Genomic DNA, 17,157 nt, shown 5'->3' with positions numbered 1-17,157 from the left:
CTCGCGACGCTGCCCTTCTACGACGGACGCGTCATGCAGGCCGCGGACCCCGCGGGCGGCGACGGCACGGCGTTCACCCGGGTGCCCGCCTCCCTCGATGCCGGCAGCGGCCCCGTGGTGCAGGCGCAGGTCACCATCGGCGACTACCGCGGCATCTGGGTGCCGACCGTCGGCACGCTGCGGGCCCTCGACTTCAACGGTGGAGACCGCGCCGCCCTCAGCGACGGGTTCTTCTACAACCCCGACACGCTCACCGGCGTGGAGCTGGCGGGCTCCGGGCTCACCGACGGCGTCGCGTACACCCAGGACGGCGTCCTCGTCGCGAACGAGCAGGACGTGAGCGCGCTCGACCCCGGCGACGACGGGGCCGTCATCGACCCGTCCCTCATCCCGGAGAGCCTCACCGCATGGATCGAGCTGCAGGAGGCGCCCGCCGGAGGCGCGGGCCTCGCGGAACTTCTGTCGCGCCTGCGTGCCCGGGGCTACCTCAGCCACGCGTTGAGCGTCGACACGGCTGACCCGCCGTCGTGGCTCACCGACCTCGACGGGTACACGTTCGAATCCAGTCGCGCGGGTCACTCCAGCGACCGCATCTCGACCCTGTTCACCCAGCTCATCGACAAGCAGAACGAGGTCGGCGGCGACGACGACACGCTGCTGGTCGCCGCCCCGGGCGATGACGAGCAGTTCGCGGTGGCGGCGGCGATGATCGCCGACCAACTCGGCTTCACCGCCCGGGTGGTCGTCGGCGCGCGGCTGTCGAGCGAGGACGATACGCTCCCGGTGTGCGACGACGGCGCGTGCACCGGCGGTGCGCTGGCCGCCTGGATCGAAGTGCAGGATGCGGACGGTTCCTGGACCGCGGTCGACACCACCCCGCAGCATGCCGTGCCGCTCTCGCCGGAGGTGCAGCAGCGCCGCGACCCGCAGAACCCCACCGAGGTCGACCCGCAGCAGGCGGACACTGTGTTGCCGCCCGAGGCCGATCCGGCCGATTCCGGCGGCACGGACGACGACCCCGCGGCGCAGACCGACCTGACCTGGCTGTGGGCGACCGCCCGGGTCGGCGGAATCTCGCTGTTCGCGCTGATCGTGCTGGGCCTGCCGTTCGCGGCTCTGCTCGCGGCGAAAGCCATCCGGTACCGGTCGCGGCGTGGCACGCCCGACCCGATCGACCGGGTCGTCGCCGGCTGGGACGAGTACGTGGACACCGTGGTCGATCACGGTGCGGTGCCGCCGCGTGCGGCCACCCGGCAGGAGGCGGCGACCCAGCTCACCGGCGCCGCCGCCGGCACCACCCTCGCCACCTGGGCGGATCGCGCCGTGTTCGCCCCGCATCCGCCCTCCGATGCCGACGGCGAGGAGTTCTGGGCGCTGGTGGATGCGGAACGCGAACGGCTCCGGAGCGAAGCCACGTTCTGGCAGCGGTGGCGGGCCCGCCTCTCGCTGCGCTCCTTCCGCGAACGGCTGCGTCAGCTCGTTCCGACGACGGGACGACGCCGATGACGGTCCGGGTGGGTGTCGTCGCCGGGTTCCGCACCGATCCCGGGCGGGTGCGGCCGGTGAACGAGGACGCGCTGTTCGCCACGCATCCGGTGTACCTGGTGGCCGACGGCATGGGCGGGCACGACGCGGGCGATCGGGCGAGCGCCGCCGTGGTGGCCGCGTTCTCCCCCCTGCAGGGTCGGCTCGATGTGCAGCCCGAAGAGGTCGTCGCAACGATCGCCGCCGCCCACCGCACGGTCGCGCAGATCGCCCGACGGCACAAGCGCGGGGCGGGCGCCACGGTGTCGGGCGTGGTCGCGGTGGTGCAGCACGGCTCACCGGTGTGGCTGGTCTTCAACATCGGCGATTCGCGGGTGTACCGGCTGTCTGGCAGCAGCCTCGAGCAGATCACGGTGGACCACTCGGTCGTCCAGGAGATGGTGACAGCGGGTGGGCTCACCCGCACCGAAGCGGGGACGCATCCGGGCCGCCACGTCATCACTCGCGCCGTGGGCGACGCGCAGAGCGACGCGGATTACTGGCTCGCCCCCATCGTCACCGGGGAGCGTCTGCTCATCTGCTCGGACGGCCTGAGCGACGAGCTGGGCGACGAGGCGCTGCGCGCGGGTCTCACCCTCGGCGGGTCGGCGGCGCAGACGGCGCACGCGCTGGTCGAACAGGCGCTGGCCCGTGGCGGCCGCGACAACATCTCCGCCGTGGTGGTCGATGTGCGCGAGGGTGCGCTCACGCCGCGGGCCGACGACATGACCGGCGGGTTCGGCACGAGCACGCAGGCGAGCGTGCAGCCGGTCGACACCGATACCCTCACCTCAGGGAGCGGACGTGACTGAGCGAGTGTGGTTGGACGGTGCGCTGCCCGCGGTGGCAACCGACACCTGGGCGGTGATGTCGGCCGGTCGCGGCGCCATCCCTGCCGCCCGCCGCATCCTGGCCCTTCCCGCGGATACCGCGGCGCCCGCCGCCCTGCTCGACGTGCTGCTGGCCGACGGACTCGCCGCCACCCCCGCGTTCGCGGTTGTGGCACTGGAGGACGACCGGCTCACTGCCTTCCTCCGCGGCCCCTTCGTGCTCCGAGCGGAACGGACCGACGGGACGATCGACCGCGTCGACGGTTTCGGGGTGCATTCCTGGCGTGAGGTCACGATGACCGACATCCGCCGGGTCTGGTGCCTGCAGTCCCCCGCCATCACCCGCACCGACTCCGCCCCGCGCGCCCTTCCCGCGCGTCCGGGGCCGACCACCGCCTCCGGCATCGCGATGCGCGCCACCGCCGCCGTCACCGCGGGACCCGACGCTGCCCTCGCCCCGCCGCGCCCCGCCCTGCCGGTGGATGCGGCCCCGCGGATGATCGAGCTGCCCACCGGCGAGCGCATCGCCATCGAGGGGGATCTGCTGATCGGGCGGGGGCCGCGGAGCGACCGGCTCGACGGCCGGGACCTGCCGACCCTCATCGCCCTCGACCGGGCACCCCGCGAGGTGTCACGGCGGCACGTGCGCGTCTCCCGTCGCGGTGCGGATGTGCGCATCGAAGACCTCGGCAGCGCGGGCGGCACCTCGCTCGTGGACGCGGCCGGAACAGCCCGCCGCCTCCGGCCGTCCGAACCCGCCCCGGTCGCGGTGGGTGAGACCGCGGAGCTGCCCGGCGGCGTCCGCATCCGATTCGTGGGAGACGCATGAGCACGCCCGAGGACGAGGACGCCACGCGCATCACCCGGCGCGGGACCGTCCCGGTACCCGACGACGACGCCACCCGCATCACGCGACGCGGCGTGGACGCCCTGCCCGACGCCGACACTGATGACGGCGACGGCGCTGACGACGCCACCCAGCTGAGCCGGCGCCCGACCCCGGTGGATGACGACGCCACCCGCATCACGAGGCGCCCCGCATCCGCGCCCGTACCCGTGGACGACGACGCGACCCGCATCACGAGGCGCCCCGCCGTTGCCCAGGCCCCCGCGATGACACCCGCAGACACGCCCACGTCGACCGGCACGCAGACCACCCACGTCGACGTCGGGCCCCGGCCCGCGGAGACGGACGTTGCCCCGGCGCTGCGGACCCCGGTCGTGCGGTCCGCCCCGCCCGCCCTTATCGAACTCCCCGATCCCACCCCGAACGACGGCGGCGCCGCCGCACGCGCCGCCCGCCGCCGCATCCTGCGGAACCGGCTGCTCATCCTCGCCGGCACCAGCGTCGTCGTGTTCGCCGGTGCGCTCGTCGGACTCGTGCTGCTGATCTCGGCGTGACGCGGGCGGGATACCATCGAAGGCTGTGTCCGCACCTGAACCCGTAATCTCCTACCCCCCGGAGCTGCCCGTCAGCGCCGCCCGGGAGGAGATCGCGCGCGCCATCGCGGAGAACCAGGTCGTGATCGTCGCCGGCGCGACCGGGTCGGGCAAGACCACGCAGCTGCCGAAGATCCTGCTGGAGCTCGGCCGCACGAAGATCGCGCACACGCAGCCGCGGCGGATCGCCGCCCGCACGATCGCCGAGCGCATCGCCGAAGAGATGCAGGTGCCGCTCGGCGGGGCGGTCGGCTACAAGGTCCGCTTCACCGACAAGGTGTCGGCCGACACCCGCGTGGCGCTCGTCACCGACGGCATCCTGCTGAACGAGATCCACCGCGACCGGATGCTGCGCCGCTACGACACGATCATCATCGACGAGGCGCACGAGCGGTCGCTGAACATCGACTTCCTGCTCGGCTACCTCCGCCGGCTCCTCCCCCGTCGCCCCGACCTGAAAGTCGTCGTCACCAGCGCGACGATCGACCCGGAAAGCTTCGCCCGTCACTTCGCCGACGCGGACGGCGCCCCGGCGCCGGTCATCGAGGTGTCCGGCCGCACTTACCCGGTCGACATCCGGTACCGCCCGTTCGGTGTCGGAATTCAGGCTGAGGACGACGATGACCTCGAATCGGCCGGGATTGCGACACACAGCCTGAATTCCGACGCCGAGGACGAGGTGTCGGCGATCGTCGCGGCGCTGCGCGAACTCGACCGGGAACCGGCCGGCGACGTGCTCGTCTTCCTCCCCGGCGAGGCGGAGATCCGCGACGCGATGGATGCGGTGCGCGGCGCGTACGCGAAGGACGCGTCCCCCACCGAGGTGCTGCCGCTGTACGGCCGCCTCTCCGCCGCCGAGCAGCACCGGGTCTTCGAACGCTCCACCGTCGCCGGGGTTCGCCGGCGTGTCATCCTCGCCACCAACGTCGCGGAGACGAGCCTCACGGTCCCCGGCATCCGGTACGTCGTCGACGTCGGCACCGCCCGGATCTCGCGCTACAGCAACCGGTCGAAGATCCAGCGGCTGCCGATCGAAGCGATCTCGCAGGCTTCCGCCCAGCAGCGGGCCGGGCGCGCCGGCCGCACGGCCCCCGGCATCGCCGTCCGCCTGTACGCCGAAGAGGACTTCGAGCGCCGTCCGGAGTTCACCGAACCCGAAATCCTGCGCACCTCGCTCGCCTCGGTGATCCTGCAGATGCTGGCGCTCGGGTTCGGCGACATCGCGTCGTTCCCCTTCCTCACCCCGCCGGACTCCCGCGGTGTCTCCGCCGCGTTCGAGCTGCTCACCGAGCTCGGCGCGATCCGGCGCGAGCGCGAGGGCGTGACGCTGACGAAGATCGGCCGCGAGCTCGCGCGCCTGCCCATCGACCCGCGGTTCGCCCGCATGCTCGTCGAGGCCGACCGCACCGGGGTACAGCGCGATGTCCTCGCGATCGTCGCAGGTCTGTCGATCCAGGACGTCCGCGAACGCCCCGAGGAGGCGCGCGATCAGGCGCAGGCGTCGCACGCGCGCTTCACCGACCCCACCAGCGACTTCCTCTCCGTCCTGAACCTGTGGAACCACCTGCGCGAACAGCAGGCGGAGCTCGGCTCCAGCGCCTTCCGGCGGCTGTGCCGCGCCGAGTACCTGAACTACGTCCGCGTGCGGGAATGGTTCGACGTGCACCGTCAGCTGTCCCAGCTCGTCGGGGCGCCCCGGAACCCGGAGCCCGGGACCGCGGACCCGGATGCGGTACACAAGGCGATCCTGTCCGGGCTGCTGTCGCAGATCGGCATCCTCGACGAGCGGGAGCGCAGCGCCGTCAAGGGCGCGGCAGGTAAAGGCAAGCAGGTGCGTGCCGAGTACCGCGGCGCCCGGGGTGCGAAGTTCGCCCTGTTCCCCGGCTCGGGCCTGCGGAAGAAGAGCCCGCAGGCTGTGATGGCCGCCGAACTCGTGGAGACGAGCCGCCTGTACGCCCGCACCGCCGCGGCCATCGACCCGGCCTGGGCCGAGCCGCTGGCCGGCGACCTCGTGAAGCGGCAGCTGTCGGACCCGCACTGGTCGAAGGATGCGGGTGCGGCCGTCGCCGCCGAGAAGGTCACCCTGTTCGGCGTCGAGATCATCCCTCGCCGCCGCATCCAGCTGGCCCGGGTCGACCGGCCGCTCGCGCGGGAGATGTTCCTGCGGAACGCCCTCGTCGACGAGGAGTGGGATGCCGCGTCACTCCCCAAGCCGCTCACCGCGTTCGCCCGGCGGAACCTCGAGCTCCGACGTCGCCTGGAGAAGGTCGAGGAGCGGGAGCGTCGCCGCGACATCCTCGCCGGCGATGAGGCGGTGTACACCTTCTACGATGCCCGCATCCCCGAGGACGTCTTCGACGTGCGCTCGTTCGTGGCGTGGTGGAAGGATGCGGCCGAGCGCACCCCGCGCCTCCTCGACCTCAGCGAGGCCGATCTGCTGGAGGGCTCGAGCCGCGCCGACGAGCGCGACTTCCCGACCCGGTGGCGGCAGGGCGATCAGGTGCTCTCGCTCGCGTACCGGTTCGAACCCGGCGCGCCCGACGACGGCGTCACGGTCGTCGTTCCCGTCGCCCTCCTCGCGCAGCTGCGCGCGGACGGGTTCGACTGGCAGGTGCCCGGGATGCGGGACGACCTGATCGCGGGCCTCATCCGCGCGCTGCCGAAGGCGATCCGCCGTCACGTGGTCCCCGCCGCAGACTGGGCAGCCCGGTTCGCCGCGGAACTCGTCGAGGCGGGCCCGGAGCACCACGACGGCCTTCCGGCGATGAGCCTGCGCGAGGCCCTCGCCGGACGCATTCAGCGCATCGCCAACCAGCCGGTCACCGCCGCGGACTTCGATCTGGAGCGACTGCCGGGCCACCTCCTGATGTCGTTCCGTGCCGTCGACCATCGCGGCCGCGCGCTCGGCTCCGACCGCGACCTCGCCGCCCTCCAGGCCCGGCTCGCCGACCGGGCTCAGAGCGAGGTCGCCCGGACGGTCGCCCGCGCGGAGCGTCCGGGGCCTCGCGCCCCCGGACCCGCCCCTGCCGCCGCATCCGGTCTGCAGCAGCGCACCGGGCTCACCGACTGGACGATCGGAGACCTGCCCGAGCTCGTCGACACCCCTGTCGCGGGCGGGGTCGTGCGAGGATATCCGGCGCTCGTCGACGCCGGCACCGACGTGACCCTGCGGATCGAGGCGACCCCGGAGGCAGCGGCCACCGCCACCCGTGCGGGCCTTCGCCGGCTGGTGCTGCTGTCGTCGCCGTCGCCCGCGAGCTATGTGCTCGAGCACCTGACCGCGAACGAGAAGCTGGCCCTCGCCGCATCCCCGTACCCCAACGCGAAGGCTCTCATCGAGGACGCCCGGTCGGCCGTGGCGGATGCGGTGATCGCCCGCACCGCGCCGGGCGGTGTGGTGCGGGATCGAGCCGGCTTCGAGCGGGTCCGTGATGCCTTCTCCGCCGCCGTCACCGACGAGCTGTTCGCCGCGGTGTCGCTCGTCGCCCGCATCCTCACCGCCTCGCGGGAAGTGGAACGAGAGCTGAAGCGGCAGAACTCGCTCACCCTGCTGGGTGCCCTGAATGACGTGCGCGGGCAGCTGGGCGGCCTCATCCACCCCGGTTTCGTCTCGGCGACCGGGCTTGCCCGGCTCGCCCACCTGCCGCGGTACCTGCGCGCTGCGCGCGACCGGGTGCGCGCGCTCGCCGACAACCCGGGTCGCGACCGGCAGCGGATGACGGAGTACGAGCGGATGCTGGCGGCGTTCACCGAGGCCGGTGGCACCATCCCGCCCGCGCCCGATGCTCCGCCGAACCTGGTGCACGCCCGGTGGCTGCTCGAGGAGTTCCGGGTGAGCCTGTACGCGCAGCCGCTCGGCACGGCGGAGCCGGTGTCGCCGCAGCGGATCATGAAGGCGCTCCGCGGCACCTCCTGAGGCGCGCCCTCGGGCTCGATGTCCCACTTTCTGCCGCTACGTGTCCCACTTTCTGTCGCTCTGACGCTCTCATTCCGGCAGAAAGTGGGACATGGGCGCTGCGCGAGTGATCGATCGATCGGATGCTGCTGCTGCGCGAGCGAGCGGACGGCGGTAAGTTTCGGGTCATGGCACACGCGATCGTCTACACCGCGTTCGGGGGACCCGACGTTCTCACTCTGGTGGAGACACCACCGCTGCAGCCGCAGCCCGGGCACCTGGTCGTCCGGGTCGAGGCCGCCGGGGTGAACCCCATCGACGCGAAGCTGCGCGCCGCGATCCGGCCCTCCGCCCCGATCACCGAACCGCGCCGTGTCGGTTCCGACGGCGCAGGTGTGGTCACCGCGGTCGGCGACGGCGTCGAGGGGTACCGACCGGGCGACGAGGTCGTGTTCTTCGGCGCCAGCGGCGCCTATGCGAGCGAGATCCTGCTGCCCGTCCCGCTGGTGCAGCACCGGCCGCCGCAGGTGTCCGCTGCGGTCGGCGCGGCGCTCGGCATCCCGGTCGGCACCGCGTACCAGGCGCTCCGCTCCCTCGACGTGCGCGCGGACGACACCCTGCTGCTGCACGCCGGCTCCGGGTCGGTCGGCCAGGCGGTCATCCAGTTCGCCGTGCTGTGGGGGGCGCGGGTGGTGGCCACGGCGTCACCCCGACGGTTCGACCGCATCCGGTCTCTCGGGGCGACACCGGTGGCGTACGGCGAGGGGCTCGCCGACCGGGTTCGCGATGCGGCATCGGACGGCGTCACCGTGGCGATCGACGCGGCCGGCACCGACGAGGCGCTGCACGTGTCGCTGGAGCTCGTGCCGGACCGCACCCGGATCGCGACGCTCGTGCGCGGGGCGGATGCGGACGCCCTCGGCATCCAGGCGTACTCCGGCGGCAGCCCGCATCCGCTCACCGCGCAGCAGGTGGCGTGGCGCGGCGAGGCGATGCCGGTGGCGCTCTCGCTGCTCGCCGCCGACCGCTTCTCGGTGGAGCTCGGTCCCGCGCTCCCGCTCGCCGACGCCGCCGAGGCGCACCGTCTGGTGGAGTCCGGCGCCCAGGGCAAGATCACCCTCCTCCCCTGACCCGCCCGCGCGCCGGTCCGCCCGCCGCCCTCCGCAGTCGACGGCGCCGAGATTCGGGGCGTGACCCGGGGCACCGCGGCTCAGGCGGGCTGGGCGGTGACGTGGTCGGCGATCGTCGAGGGCAGCGTCCCGTCGTCCGCCGTTGCGGCGAACGCCCCGCGGTACGCCGCGGCCGGATGCGTCGCATCAATGCGCCGGTTCCCCTCCCCGTAGAGCGACTCTCGCAGCGTGGAGCCGGCGTACTCAGTCTGCGCGCGGCCGCGACGCTGAAGCTCGGGGACCACGTGCTCCACGAGGTCTTCGAACGTGCCCGGGGTGATGGCGTAGGCGAAGTTGAAGCCGTCGACATCGCCCTCGTCGACCCAGCGCTCCAACTCGTCCGCGACAGTCTCGGGGCCGCCGACGATCACCGGGCCCATGCCGCCGATGGCCCGCTGCTCGACGATGTCGGATGCGGTCCAGCGGCGCTCCGGGTCGATGGTGGCCAGCGACGACAGCACCGATCGGAGGCTGTCGTTCTCGATCTCCTCGAGCGGCTGGTCCGGGTCCCACTGGCTGAAGTCGATGCCGGTCCACCCGCCGTAGAGGGCGAGTACGCCCTCGCCCGAGGCGTACGACAGGTACTCCTCGAATTTCGCCTGCGCCGCCGCGTCCGTCTCCGCGGTGATGACGGTGACCAGGACGAACACCTTCACGGAGTCGCGGCTACGACCCTCCGCCTCGGCGCGGTCGCGGATGTCGCTCGTGATCGCGAGCGCCTGCGCGGGATTGGCCGGGCTGATAAAGATACCCTCGCCGTGCTTGGCGGCGAACGCCCGGCCGCGCGGCGAAGCCCCGGCCTGGAAGATCACCGGGGTGCGCTGCGGGGACGGCTGGGACAGGTGGATGCCGGGGACCCTGAAGTACCGCCCCTCGTGCCCGATCGGATGCACCTTTGTCGGCTCGGTGTACACACCGCGTTCGCGGTCTCCGACGACCGCATCCTCGTCCCACGAGCCCTCCCACAGCTTGTACGTCACGTCGAGGAACTCGTCGGCGATGTCGTAGCGCTCGTCGTGCGAGATCTGCTGCGTCAGGCCGAGATTGACCGCAGCGGAGTTCAGGTAGCTCGTCACGACGTTCCAGGCAACGCGGCCTTTGGTGAGGTGGTCGAGGGTGGAGAACTTCCGTGCCAGCGCGTAGGGCTGCTCGTACGTGAGCGCCGAGGTGACACCGAAGCCGAGGTGCTCGGTGACGAGCGCCATCGCCGGGACCTGCAGGAACGGGTCATTCACCGGCACCTGGTCGGCGTCGCGGAGAGCAGTCGCCGCAGACCCGCGATACACGTCGTAGATGCCCAGAACGTCAGCGATGAACAGCGAATCGAACCGCCCGCGCTCCAGCAGCTTCGCCAGCTCGGTCCAGTACTCGAGGTCGGTGTAGCTCGTGGCACGGCTGGCCGGATGCCGCCAGGTGCCCGCCGACTGGTGGCTGATACAGGTCATGTCGAAGGCGTTGAGGATGATGCGCTTACCCATGCGACGAGTGTCACCTCCCGCGGCCGCATGCCCAACTCCGCCGACACACGGCGCAATGCAGGCACACGCACTCCCCCGCCGTCACGGCCGCGCCACCCCTTTCGCTGCGAGCCACCCCTCTAGATGCAGTTCGAAAAGGGGTGGCTCGCACTTATCGGGGTGGCTCGGCAACGGGCAGGAAACGCGGGAGGCCCCGCCCGAATGGGCGAGGCCTCCGTGAACGCGGATGCGGGTCAGTTGCCGGTGCGACGCTTGTTGTAGACGTCGAACGCGACCGCCAGCAGCAGCACGAGGCCCTTGACGGCCTGCTGCCACTCGATGCCGATGCCCATGATCGACATGCCGTTGTTCAGCACACCGATGATGAGACCACCGATGATGGCGCCACCGATGGTGCCGACACCACCCTGGACCGCGGCTCCACCGATGAACGCGGCCGAGATGGCCTCGAGTTCGAAGCCGTCACCGGCCTTGGGACCGGCGAGGTTCAGGCGGGCGGTGAAGATGAGGCCCGCGAGAGCCGCGAGGAAGCCCATGTTCACGAACAGCCAGAAGTCGACGCGGCGCGTCTTGATGCCCGACAGCTCCGCCGCGTGGCGGTTGCCGCCGATGGCGTAGATGTGGCGGCCGAACACGGTGCGGTTCATGACCACGCCGTACGCCAGCACGAGGACGGCGAGCACGATCAGCGTGACCGGGATGCCCTTGTACGAAGCCAGCGCGTAGGCGAAGAACCCGATGACGATGGCGATGAGCGCGAGCTTCACGACCATCCAGACGATGGGCTCCACCTCCTGGCCGTACTTCTGGCGGCCGGCGCGGGTGCGGAACTGCTGCACGATGAGCGCGATGATCGCGATCGCCGCAATGGCCAGCGTGAAGATGTCCACGTCCTCGCCACCGAACAGGCCCGAGAGGAACCCGTTTCCGAGGGCGCGGTACTCGGTCGGGAACGAGCCGATGTTGGCGTTGCCGAGCACGACGAGCGCGAGACCGCGGAAGATGAGCATGCCCGCCAGGGTCACGATGAAGGCGGGGATGCCGACATAGGCGATCCAGAAGCCCTGCCAGGCACCCACCGCGGCGCCGATCGCCAGCGACAGGATGATCGCGAGCCACCAGGGCATGCCCCACTGCACCGCGAACACACCGGAGACGGCGCCGACGAAGGCCGCGACGGAGCCGACCGACAGGTCGATGTGGCCGGCGATGATGACCATCACCATGCCGATCGCGAGCACGAGGATGTACCCGTTCTGCACGACGAGGTTGGAGATGTTCTGCGGCCGCAGCAGGATGCCGTTGGTCAGCACCGCGAACAGGATCACCACCGCGATCAGCGCGATGAAGATGCCGTTCTTGCCCAGGTCGCTGATGACCGTGGTCAGCCAGCGCGTGAACTTGTTGTCGGCGGGGTTGACGAGGCTCCCCGCGGCCTGGGATTCGTTCGGAAGGTCGGAATTCGACATGAAAGTGTCTCCTGCAAGCCCCGTCAGCGGGGCTTCTCCATGGTCATGAGCTTGGGCGACCTCGCCGGTGACCCGGCCCGCGGACAGCGTAAAGATGCGATCGGCCAGCCCCATCACCTCGGGAAGCTCCGAGGAGATGACGATGATGCCCTTGCCCTCGGCCGCGAGCCTGTTGATGATCGTGTAGATCTCGTACTTCGCGCCCACGTCGATGCCGCGGGTGGGCTCATCGAGGATGAGCACGTCGGGGTCGGAGTAGATCCACTTCGACAGCACGACCTTCTGCTGGTTGCCGCCGGAGAGCTTGCCGGTCTTGGCCAGGACGCTGGGCGCCTTGATGTTCATGTCGCGACGGAACTCGTTCGCGACCTTGAATTCCTGGTTGTCGTCGACCAGACCGCCCTTGGCGAGCTTCTTCAGCGAGGCCATGGAGACGTTGCGTTTGATGTCCTCGATGAGGTTCAGTCCGTACGTCTTCCGGTCCTCGGTGGCGTAGGCCAGCCCGTTGTCGATGGCCTCGGCGACCGTCCGCGTCTTGATCTCGGTGCCGCGCATGAAGACCTTGCCGGAGATCCGGGAGCCGTAGCTGTGGCCGAACAGGCTCATCGCGAACTCGGTGCGCCCCGCGCCCATAAGGCCCGCGATACCGACGATCTCGCCCGCGCGGACCGTGATCGACACATCGTCGACCATGACGCGGGTGGGATCCTGCGGATGGTGCGCGGTCCAGTTCTCGACCCGCAGCAGTTCTTCCCCGATGTGCGGTTCGTGGTCCGGGTACCGGTGCTCGAGGTCGCGGCCCACCATGTCCTTGATGATGCGGTCCTCGGTGACGTCGTTCTTCGCGATCGTCTCGATCGTCTTGCCGTCTCGGATGACCGTGACGGTGTCGGCGATCTTCTTGATCTCGTTCAGCTTGTGGCTGATGATGATCGACGTGATCCCCTGCTCCTTGAGCTGCAGGATGAGATCCAGCAAATGATCGGAGTCCTCGTCGTTCAGTGCGGCGGTGGGCTCATCGAGGATGAGCAGCTTCACCTCCTTGGAGAGCGCCTTGGCGATCTCCACCAGCTGCTGCTTGCCGACACCGATCTGATTGATCTTGGTGGTCGGGTTGTCGCGGAGGCCGACGCGCTCGAGCAGCTTCGCCGCCTCGAAGTTCGTGTGGTTCCAGTCGATGAGTCCGCCGAGTCCGCGACGCTCGTTGTTGAGGAAGATGTTCTCGGCGATCGACAGGTAGGGGCTGAGTGCCAGCTCCTGGTGGATGATGACGATGCCCTTCGCCTCGCTGTCGCGCAGGTTCTTGAACGCCACCTCCTCACCCTCGTAGACGATGGCGCCGTCGTAGGTGCCGTGCGGGTACACGCCGGAGAGCACCTTCATAAGGGTGGATTTCCCGGCGCCGTTCTCACCGCAGATCGCGTGGACTTCGCCGCGCGCGACCGCGAGGGTGACGTCCGACAGCGCCTTGACGCCGGGGAACGTCTTCGTGATCCCTCGCATCTCGAGGATGTTCATAGGTCTCATCTCTCCTTGCCGACTCGCCCGAACCGGGCGGCGAGAGGATTCTCGCCGCCCGGTTCGGGCTGGGATCGTTCTTAGCCCTTGATCTCGTCTTCGGTCCAGTAACCGGAGTCGACGAGGACCTCGGTGATGTTGTCCTTGACGACGATCTGCGACTCGAGCAGGTACGACGGGACGACCTTCACCCCGTTGTCGTAGTCCTCGGTGTTGTTCACCTCGGGCTCCTCACCGTTGAGCAGCGCGGTAGCCATCTTGACAGCAACCTCCGCGAGCTTGCGGGTGTCCTTGAAGATGGTGGCGTACTGCTCACCGGAGTTGATGGCCTTGACGGAGTCGAGCTCCGCGTCCTGACCCGAGATGATCGGCCACTCGGCACCGACCGCGTAACCGGCGTCGGTGAGAGCGGAGATGATGCCGCGCGAGATTCCGTCGTACGGCGAGAGCACCGCGTTGACCTTCGTGCCGTCGGAGTAGTTCGCCGTGAGGATGTCCTCCATGCGGCTCTGAGCGGCCTCGCCGTCCCAGCGGAGCGTGGCGGCCTGCTGGAAGTCGGTCTGACCCGACTTGACGACGAGAGTGCCGTCGTCGATGAGGGGCTCGAGGACGTCCATCGCACCGTTCCAGAAGAACGTGGCGTTGTTGTCGTCGGGCGAACCGGCGAACAGCTCGATGTTGAACGGGCCCGCGGGGGCGCCGTCGATCGGGGTGCCGTCGAGCTCGGTGAGGCCCAGGCCGTTGAGCACGGACCACGCCTGCTGCTGGCCGACGACGAAGTTGTCGAACGACGCGTAGTAATCGACGTTCTCGCTGTCGCGGATGAGGCGGTCGTACGCGATCACCGGGATGTCGGCGTCGGCCGCGTTCTGCAGCACCTCGGAGAGGGTGGTGCCGTCGATGGAGGCGATGATCAGGGCTTCCGCGCCCTTGGTGATCATGTTCTCGATCTGCGAGACCTGGGTGGGGATGTCGTCCTCTGCGTACTGGAGGTCGACGGTAAAGCCTTCGTCCTCCAGCTGCTCCTTGACGGCGTTGCCGTCCTGGATCCAGCGCTCCGAGCTCTTCGTCGGCATGGCGACGCCGATGAGGCCGCCGTCTCCGTCACCGGAGGAGCTGCCCCCGGCGTTCGAGCAACCGGAGAGGGCGAGGGCGCTGACCGCTACGGCCGCGGCCGTGAGCAGGATCTTGTTGCCTTTCACTGTGTTTCCTTTCATGGACATCGTCGTCATGGTGCGATGTTCAGTTGTGTGCGGTGTTCAGTTGTTCCCCGGCACGCCGGGGGTGTCCCGGCGTGCGTCGGTGGTCTGTCCGTAGACGTTCTGGTACCGGTCGTAGAGCCGGTCGATGGCGTCCTGCGGGAGGGGGATGAGGGGGCCGCCCTGCTTGGCGATGTGCACGGTGCGGGCCACGTCCTCGAGCATCACGGCGGCCTTGACCGCATCCTTCGCGGACGTGCCGATGGTGAACGGGCCGTGGTTCTGCATGAGCACCGCGCGGGATCGGTGGCCGGTGAGGGTCTCTACGATCCCCCGGCCGATCGAATCGTCGCCGATGATCGCGAACGGCCCCACCGGGACGGGACCGCCGAACTCGTCCGCCATCGCCGTGATCACACAGGGGATCTCTTCCCCCCGCGCCGCCCACGCCACTGCGTACGTCGAGTGGGTGTGGACCACACCGCCGACCTCCGGCATGTTGCGATACACGTACGCGTGCGCCGCGGTATCCGACGACGGGGCCCGGTCGCTGCCGGGCGTCCCCGGGACGACGGTGCCGTCCAGGTCGCAGAGGATCATGTTCTCGGGAGCGAGGTCGTCGTACGACACCCCGGACGGCTTGATCACGAACAGGTCTGCACCCGGGACACGGGCCGACACGTTCCCCCCGGTCCACACCACCAGGCCGGAGCGGACGAGCTCACCGTGCAGCGAAGCGACCTCCGCACGAATCCGTGCGATCGCGACCTCGGTCTTCACGCCGACGACGTATTCGTCGCGCACGGAGGCGTTGTCGGACCCACTCACAGTGAGACTCCCTTGTCTGTGAAACCTGTTGGTGACGGCAAATGTGACCGTTCACATTGCGACACTATAGCCACGCCCGCGGTCGCCCTGTCAAACCTGGGCGTGTTTCGGATTGGTAACGCCGCTGGCTCAGCGCCGTGCGGGACCCGTGGACCCGCGGACGATGAGCTCGGGCAGGATGGCTCCCGCCAGCGGCTCCATGCCGTCCTCCGGCCCCAGCAAGAGTTCCACGCACCGGCGCCCCAGCTCAGGGAAGTCCTGGCGGATCGTCGTCAGCGGCGGCCAGAAGTGCGCGGACTCCGGGATGTCGTCGAATCCGACGATGCTGATGTCGCGGGGCACGTCGAGGCCCTCGTCCCGGATGGCGTGCATGAGCCCCAGCGCCATCTGATCGTTGGAGGAGAACACCGCGGTGAAGTCGGGCACGCGCAGCATCTCGCGACCCGCGTAGTAGCCGAATTCCGCCGTCCAATCGCCCAGGATGGGCGCGGTGGTCGGGATGTCGTTGGCGCCCATCTCCTCGAGGAATCCCCGCATCCGGGCCTCGGCCTCGATCCAGTCCTGCGGGCCGGCGAGGTGGTAGATGTCGCGGTGCCCGAGGCTGATGAGGTGCCGGGTGGCCAGGCGCGCACCGGCGCTCTGGTCGACGGAGAGGGCGTGCTGCTCATCCAGCCCGGTCGACTGCAGGGTCACGTACGGGATGTCGAGGTGCTGGGCGGCCAGCACCCGGAACACCCGCACCTGCGGGGCGATGACGACGAGCCCCTCCACCGATTGCGCCATGAGATGGGCGATGCCGTCCGTGATGGATTCTGGCTCCCGCGGCTCGATGTTGGCGGTCGAGACCCAGTACCCGCGGCTGCGCGCCGCGGCCTCGATCGCCGCGATGCTCGACGCGGGGCCGTACTCGGTGCTCGACGACGACAGGATGCCGATGGTCTGGGAGCGGCTCGTCACCAGCGCCCGCGCGGCTCGGTTGGGACGGTACTGCAGTTCGGTCATGACCTGCTGCACCCGGTCGCGGGTTCCAGGCCGGATGCTGGGGTGGTTGTTCATGACGCGGGACACCGTCTGGTGCGATACCCCCGCCAGACGAGCGACGTCGCGGATACTGGGCCGCCTGCCCGTCGCGTCGTCGCTCATGCCGCCGAACCCCTTCGTCCGTGATGCGCACGGTCACATCGTTCCGGGGCAATTATGCACCCGCCGCGGCTCTCAGACCGCTGTGAGAACGTGACGCCACCTGGCCGGGTCGCGGATGTGACGCGTCACATACGTGACCCGGCATTCCCCGGTCCGGACCCGCGTGCACCTCCGTTCCGTCCACCACTCTCGACGGATGCGGCGCCCCCGCGCGGCACCCCGCGTCTCGGTATCGACGGGGGAACGCTCCAGGTTCTGACCTCGGTCGACGCTCCTCGCCGGCACGGCGATCGCGGCCGGCCGCCCTGGCGTACGCTCGGCGCATGGCGGATTTCGCCCAGCATCTTCCCCTCTCCCAGCGCCGCGGCGGCGACGAGTCCGGCGTGTCCGCAGACCGCCGCGCGGATATCGCCGACCTCCTCGAGGAGGCCGCGCGCCTCCTGGCCGACGCACCCCACGCGCCCGAAGCACCGCACGCCCCGAATGCACCGCACGCGCCGCACGCCCCGGATGCGCAGAATGCGCCGGACAGTCCGGACCCCGCGGCCCTCGCCCGCACCTTTCTCGCGGATGCCGCGCTGCGCCTGGACACCGACGACCTCGCCGCGGCCGCCGCAGCCGTCCGCGCGGGTCGTCGCCGCCGCATCCGGGACCTCTCCCGCAC

11 protein-coding genes and 2 pseudogenes are annotated in these 17,157 nt (G+C 70.2%); 7 read left to right on the top strand and 6 right to left on the bottom strand.

Going from position 1 to position 17,157, the window contains the following annotated elements; all coding sequences use genetic code 11:
• The 6 genes from NT132_RS06515 to NT132_RS06490 form a co-directional block, all read left to right on the top strand.
• Window positions 1-1,506 (top strand): transglutaminase domain-containing protein (locus NT132_RS06515; RefSeq protein WP_297786598.1); only part of this gene is annotated, 1,506 nt, incomplete at its 5' end.
• Entirely contained in the window at window positions 1,503-2,336 is an 834-nt protein-coding gene (locus tag NT132_RS06510; RefSeq protein WP_297786595.1) for a protein phosphatase 2C domain-containing protein, read from the top strand. The genes NT132_RS06515 and NT132_RS06510, both read left to right, overlap by 4 nt.
• Complete coding sequence (locus tag NT132_RS06505; RefSeq protein ID WP_297786592.1) at window positions 2,329-3,183, top strand: FHA domain-containing protein; 855 nt, start codon at window positions 2,329-2,331, stop codon at window positions 3,181-3,183. Before NT132_RS06510 ends, NT132_RS06505 begins: the two co-directional genes overlap by 8 nt.
• The gene (locus NT132_RS06500; protein WP_297786589.1) at window positions 3,180-3,755 is read left to right on the top strand and encodes a hypothetical protein; all 576 of its coding nucleotides are present in this window, start codon (window positions 3,180-3,182) and stop codon (window positions 3,753-3,755) included. Before NT132_RS06505 ends, NT132_RS06500 begins: the two co-directional genes overlap by 4 nt.
• A 25-nt stretch (window positions 3,756-3,780) precedes the next feature.
• Complete coding sequence (gene hrpA, locus NT132_RS06495) at window positions 3,781-7,710, top strand: ATP-dependent RNA helicase HrpA (protein ID WP_297786586.1); 3,930 nt, start codon at window positions 3,781-3,783, stop codon at window positions 7,708-7,710.
• A gap of 167 nt (window positions 7,711-7,877) precedes the next feature.
• Window positions 7,878-8,819 (top strand): NADP-dependent oxidoreductase, encoded by a 942-nt coding sequence (locus NT132_RS06490; RefSeq protein ID WP_297786583.1) that lies wholly within the window; start codon window positions 7,878-7,880, stop codon window positions 8,817-8,819.
• Between the two features lie 80 nt (window positions 8,820-8,899).
• On the opposite strand, the gene NT132_RS06485 is transcribed toward NT132_RS06490, so the two are convergent.
• From NT132_RS06485 to NT132_RS06460, 6 genes and pseudogenes are all read right to left on the bottom strand, one after another.
• Complete coding sequence (locus NT132_RS06485; protein WP_297786580.1) at window positions 8,900-10,336, bottom strand: LLM class flavin-dependent oxidoreductase; 1,437 nt, start codon at window positions 10,334-10,336, stop codon at window positions 8,900-8,902.
• 233 nt (window positions 10,337-10,569) lie between these two features.
• The gene (mmsB, locus tag NT132_RS06480; protein ID WP_297786658.1) at window positions 10,570-11,805 is read right to left on the bottom strand and encodes a multiple monosaccharide ABC transporter permease; all 1,236 of its coding nucleotides are present in this window, start codon (window positions 11,803-11,805) and stop codon (window positions 10,570-10,572) included.
• A 48-nt stretch (window positions 11,806-11,853) separates the two neighbouring features.
• Window positions 11,854-13,323, bottom strand: a pseudogene (gene mmsA, locus NT132_RS06475) (multiple monosaccharide ABC transporter ATP-binding protein); the annotation flags it as partial.
• A gap of 80 nt (window positions 13,324-13,403) precedes the next feature.
• Entirely contained in the window at window positions 13,404-14,546 is a 1,143-nt protein-coding gene (gene chvE / locus NT132_RS06470; protein WP_297786577.1) for a multiple monosaccharide ABC transporter substrate-binding protein, read from the bottom strand.
• 36 nt (window positions 14,547-14,582) lie between these two features.
• Window positions 14,583-15,326 carry an L-ribulose-5-phosphate 4-epimerase gene (locus NT132_RS06465; protein WP_297786655.1) on the bottom strand — a complete coding sequence of 248 codons (744 nt, stop codon included), beginning with the start codon at window positions 15,324-15,326 and terminating at the stop codon, window positions 14,583-14,585.
• A gap of 153 nt (window positions 15,327-15,479) precedes the next feature.
• Window positions 15,480-16,493, bottom strand: a complete 1,014-nt coding sequence (locus NT132_RS06460; protein ID WP_297786574.1) for a LacI family DNA-binding transcriptional regulator — start codon at window positions 16,491-16,493, stop codon at window positions 15,480-15,482.
• A gap of 323 nt (window positions 16,494-16,816) precedes the next feature.
• Between NT132_RS06460 and NT132_RS06455 the strand changes: the two are divergent.
• Window positions 16,817-17,157, top strand: a pseudogene (locus NT132_RS06455) (hypothetical protein); the annotation flags it as partial.

The organism is Microbacterium sp., assembly GCF_026393345.1.
Lineage (GTDB): Bacteria > Actinomycetota > Actinomycetes > Actinomycetales > Microbacteriaceae > Microbacterium.
The sequence above is the reverse complement of the archived record's forward strand: the minus strand, read 5'-3'. Positions and strand labels throughout refer to the sequence as shown.